The organism is uncultured Proteiniphilum sp., assembly GCF_937873925.1.
Classification (GTDB): Bacteria; Bacteroidota; Bacteroidia; order Bacteroidales; family Dysgonomonadaceae; genus Proteiniphilum.
Map to the genome: position 1 here is coordinate 1 of NZ_CALNAT010000066.1, position 4,794 is coordinate 4,794.

General features: G+C 40.9%; 4 protein-coding genes. All 4 read left to right on the top strand.

Annotation, left to right across the window (positions count from 1 at the left end):
- Positions 1 to 689: hypothetical protein (locus Q0502_RS04505; protein ID WP_298647667.1), on the top strand; the 689-nt coding region annotated here is incomplete at its 5' end.
- A 121-nt stretch (positions 690 to 810) separates the two neighbouring features.
- On the top strand, positions 811 to 2,283 hold the full coding sequence (locus Q0502_RS04510; protein WP_298647669.1) for a sodium:solute symporter: 1,473 nt from the start codon (positions 811 to 813) through the stop codon (positions 2,281 to 2,283).
- Between the two features lie 127 nt (positions 2,284 to 2,410).
- Positions 2,411 to 3,925, top strand: coding sequence for a Gfo/Idh/MocA family oxidoreductase (locus Q0502_RS04515; RefSeq protein WP_298647672.1), 1,515 nt, complete (start codon positions 2,411 to 2,413; stop codon positions 3,923 to 3,925).
- A 65-nt stretch (positions 3,926 to 3,990) separates the two neighbouring features.
- Positions 3,991 to 4,794, top strand: an 804-nt coding sequence (locus Q0502_RS04520; RefSeq protein WP_298647674.1) for a sugar phosphate isomerase/epimerase, incomplete at its 3' end; no start/stop codon positions are given.

The window sequence follows — 4,794 nt, forward strand, 5'->3', positions numbered from 1 at the left end:
TTGGCAATACTGAAACAATTCCTTTTTTTCAGGCCGTTTTTCATCAATATGGAATTACTTTTGGTAGCTATTCGTCCTTAGTTACCCCTCCTTATGATAAATTATGGCCAAAAGAATATGCTCCAAGCAACACAGAACAACCATTAGATGAAATGTTTAATAAACAATTTTTAATGGAACAAGCAAAGTCCTTTGTATGGGGTATGCAGCCTACAATTGCAAATTACCATAGTTTTCTTGCATCAGAGAGAAAAGAAGAAATTGATTATTTAACAGAAATTGTCAAAACGAGATACAATGCCTTAGATTACCTGTTGTATGGTGAATTTTGCAGAAATCCTGATTTGAAAGTCCCCAGTGAAATTATAAAAATTTCTAAACTTTCCATATATGCAGGGAGGACTGGGGAAACTGTAACAACCTTTGAAAAAAATGTTCCTTCACTATATGTTGGAACATGGAAAGCTAAAAATGGAAATATCGCCGTTGCTTTAGCAAGTATCAGTGATGAAATTATTCCTGTAGATTTCACAATTGATCCTGAGAAATACAATATCTCTGCAGAAGGGGATGTCAACATAATTAAGGCAAGCGGGAAAAAGCACTTGGAAACGTATTTAAATAATATTCACATTGAGATGAAATTGAATCCTAAAGATATAACCATAATTGAGATTGTGCCACAATAAGAACCATTTTAAATCAATATTTAAAACATATTAAAGTCAACAATCCTGATAATTGTATATCTAATAAATATTTTAGTAATAATACGATTATCAGGTATTGTATACTATTTATAAAAAGATCATGCAATCGGCATTTATATTAATTTTAATAGCAGTTTACTTCACGGTACTGATGTTTATTTCATATCTCACCAGCAGGAAAGGGTCGGGTAATGATGAGTTTTTCCGTGCAAACAAATCATCGAAGTGGTATGTGGTAGCAGTAGCGATGATAGGAACATCGATCTCGGGAGTGACCTTTGTTTCCGTTCCGGGAATGGTGAGAAATTTGGATATGACCTATATGCAGATGGTATTTGGTTTTTTCTTCGGATATCTGGTGATCGCACATATACTGCTTCCTTTATATTATCGCTTGAACCTCACCACCATATATGGCTATCTGAGTCAACGATACGGCCCAAGGTCCTACAAGACGGGAGCCTGGTTTTTTCTGATCTCGAAGATTGTGGGCGCAGCTGCACGGCTTTATCTGGTGGCTTTTATACTGCAGTCACTGGTGTTCGACGCGTGGGGTGTGCCTTTCGTAATAACAGTGATAGGGATTATTCTGGTCATATGGCTTTATAGCCATAAGAGTGGAATAAAAACGATTATATGGACGGATTGGCTTCAGACAATCCTTTTTATTACTGCCCTGGTCTTGATAGTGTGGCAGTTGGGTATGCGGATGAACCTGGATTTAGGAGGAGTGATGAAAACCATCAGAGAGAGTACGAACTCCCGGATTTTCGTGTTCGACGATTGGGCATCGACGCAGAATTTTTTTAAACAGTTCTTCAGCGGGATGTTTATTACAATTGTGATGACGGGTCTGGACCAAGATCAGATGCAGAAAAATCTGACTATTCGTACGCTCAAAGATGCACAGAAAAATGTAGTGTCGTATGGCCTGGCATTTGCGCCAATCAACTTTCTTTTCCTTTGCCTAGGGGTACTAATAATCGTTTTTGCACAGCAGAACGGTATTGTGTTGCCGGATGTATCAGACAATATTCTGCCGTTGATAGCAAGTGAATATCTGGGGTCGCTGGCGCTGGGTATATTTGTTGTGGGCATTGTGGCTGCGGCTTTTTCGAGTGCAGATTCGGCGCTGACGGCACTCACTACCTCGTTTTGTGTGGATATCCTGAATATGAAGACTACCAGACAGGCGAAAGTAGAGGCGGAGAAAGATGTGAAAACAAGACGCATAGTCCATCTGGGTATAAGTGCGGTATTTGTGCTGATTATCCTATTGATAAAAGTGATAGGTTCGGATAGTATAATTACGGCTATCTATAAGCTTGCCTCATATACCTACGGGCCATTACTGGGTCTCTATTTCTTCGGACTCTATTCTAAGGTGAGGCCGAGAGACAAGTACGTGCCTTACGTGGCTTTTACAGCACCGACACTCTGTTTTGTGGTTGAGATAATAATATACAGGTATTTCAACTACAGAGTCGGATATGAACTGCTGCTTATGAACGGATTGTTGACGGGGATAGGACTCTGTTTCATCACTTCAAGGAATAAACTAAAGCAACCCTAATCTATTAAAAAAGAATGAATGAGAAAATGAAACAGAAATAATCAATCTCGAAACAATCCCATCAAAGATATAAAATATCGAAATTATTTCAGTCTTTTGTTCTGGAAACTAAATAAGAATAAAACATATGTCAATTTCACGCAGAATTTTTTTAAAAACAGCTGCAATTACAACAGCTGGTATCACAATTGCACCTAATACCATATTGGGTAAATCACACGGCCATCTGGCTCCCAGCGATAAAATAAACATCGCTGGAATCGGCGTTGGCGGTGTAGGGCGCCGTAACCTGGCAAATATGAAAACAGAGAACATCGTGGCATTGTGCGATGTAGACTGGAAATATGCATCGAAGACGTTTAGCGATTACCCAAAAGCGCAACGTTTTAAAGACTGGCGGCAAATGTTTGATAAGATGGGTAAATCCATAGACGCCATTATGGTTGCCACTCCCGATCACACTCATGCAGGAGTTGCAGCACATGCAATTACCCTGGGTAAACACACCTATGTGCAGAAGCCATTAGCTCATAGTGTATATGAATCTCGCTTGCTTACCAAACTTGCTAAGAAATATAAAGTAGCAACGCAAATGGGGAATCAGGGTAATTCTTTTGATTGGTGTAGACAGATAGCTGAATGGGTGCAATCCGGAATAATCGGGGATGTTTATGAAGTTCACACATGGACTGACAGGCCCATATGGCCTCAAGGCTTATCCGAACCAAAAGGTGGACCAGCTATCCCTGCGGATCTGGATTGGGATTTATTCATCGGACCTGCTCAAAAACGGCCATACAATCCAGCCTATACACCCTGGAACTGGAGAGGGTTCTGGGATTTTGGAACCGGCGCATTGGGGGATATGGCCTGTCACATTATGGACCCTTTGTATTGGGCGCTGGATTTAAAATATCCCACAAGCGTATCAGCGAGTTCAACATTGTCAAACCTGTATTCTCCTCCACAAGCCCAGGTCGTCACTTATAAATTCCCTGCACGCCCACCAAAAGAAAAGGTAAATATGCCAGAACTAAAAGTATATTGGTACGACGGAGGATTGTTACCCGACCGCCCTTCGGAATTGAAAGACGGAGAGATGATGGGGGATGAGAATGGCGGAATCATTCTGATCGGGACAAAAGGAAAAATTATGACCGGATGCTATGGTATGAATCCAACGTTATTACCAACTTCAAAAATGGCTGATTTCACACAACCCGAACCTACCATTCCAAGGGTAAAAGGAGGTAACGGCAACATCTGGGCAACAAATGCCCACGAACAAGACTGGATAAGGGCTTGCAAAGAATCTCCTTCAAGCAGGAGAGAATCTTCATCAAACTTCCAGTTTTCAGGACCGTTTAATGAAATGGTAGTAATGGGTGTGCTGGCTACACGTCTTTCGGGATTGCAAGGACTGCATCGCGAACTGCAATGGGACGGTGAGAACATGAGATTCTCCAATATTTCACCAAACGATAAAATTAAAATTGTTACGGTTGATGAATATGCAGTAATTGATGGTGATCCGAAATTTGATAGAAGGTTTGCAGAATTTAATGCATTAGATATGGCAAATGAGTGGATAAAACACACCTATCATAACGGCTTTTCGTTACCGGCAATGCCAAATAGTTAAGATAATAAATCAATGCGATAGCACGCTGAATTATTAAGCGTGCTATCGTTATAAAAACCGACAATATGAAAATAAACAAACTTTTATTTTTCCTTTTAGCCTGTTGCTTGTCTGCTTGCACAGTTCCGTCCAGAAAGGAAACCAAGGCCGAGAAACAGGGGTGGAGACTTTCCATGCAATCCTATACCTTTCATTTATTCACAGCGATTGAAGCTTTGGACAAAACGCAACAACTGGGGTTACATTACATCGAAATTTATCCGGGACAAAAGATGGGAGAAGGTTTCGGAGATGCTATTTTTGGCTATGATCTAACTCCCGAACAACAAGAACAACTGAAAGAAGTGGCAAAGTCGAAAGATATAAAAATTGTATCGTCCGGCGTTTGGACTTCTTCACGCGAAGAGTGGGAGAAAGTGTTTTCTTTTGCCAAAAACATGGAGATGGAATTTATAAGTGCAGAACCCTCTCGCGAGGATTGGGACGTTGTAGAAAACCTTGCGGGGAAATATGGCATAAAATTAGCTGCACATAACCATCCCAACGAAAACTCCTATTGGAAACCGGAGATTTTGTTGGATTATATCGGCAACCGGGGGACTTTGCTAGGATCAAGCGCTGATGTAGGCCATTTCAAGCGAATGGGAATCGATCCGGTACCGGCACTACAACAACTCCAGGGGAGACTAATCGCAATGCATTTCAAGGATATCGCTCCGCAAGGTGAAGGGAAACAGTTGGAAGATGTAGTCTGGGGAACGGGTATTTTGAATGTGAAAGGAATACTGGAAGAGTTAAAACAACAAGATTTCAAAGGGTATTTCACTATTGAATACGAAGCTAACTGGGAAAATAACCTGCCCGAAATC